The 338-nt window shown below is 41.4% G+C and carries 1 pseudogene; it reads left to right on the top strand.

Annotated elements, in window-relative coordinates:
• Positions 1-101 precede the first annotated feature (101 nt).
• Positions 102-338: pseudogene (locus A9G44_RS00875) on the top strand (IS3 family transposase); the annotation flags it as partial.

The raw sequence follows: 338 nt of genomic DNA, 5'->3' as shown, positions 1-338 counted from the left end.
CGCTTAAAAGAGCTGGAGGCTGAAAACCGCAAACTTAAGCAGATGTTTGCCGAGCTTAGCTTAAAATCACAGCTTCAGGAAGAAATCATAAAAAAGCTTTAGTGCCCACAAAGGCACGTAAAACGTTGGCACAGCAACTACAACAAAATCATTCAGTTACTATTGCTATGAGTTGTGCCATTGTTGGCTTAAGCCGTTGTGCTTACTATTATCAACCTAAGTTACAGGATGATTCGGTGATTGTTTCGGTATTGAATGCTATCACAGACCGGCATTTACGCTGGGGCTTTCCTAAATGCTTTAATCGTATCAGAAAGCTCGGCTATCAATGGAACCAT

The organism is Gilliamella sp. Occ4-3 (genome assembly GCF_001690675.1).
Classification (GTDB): Bacteria; Pseudomonadota; Gammaproteobacteria; order Enterobacterales; family Orbaceae; genus Gilliamella; species Gilliamella bombi.
The sequence above is the reverse complement of the archived record's forward strand: the minus strand, read 5'-3'. Positions and strand labels throughout refer to the sequence as shown.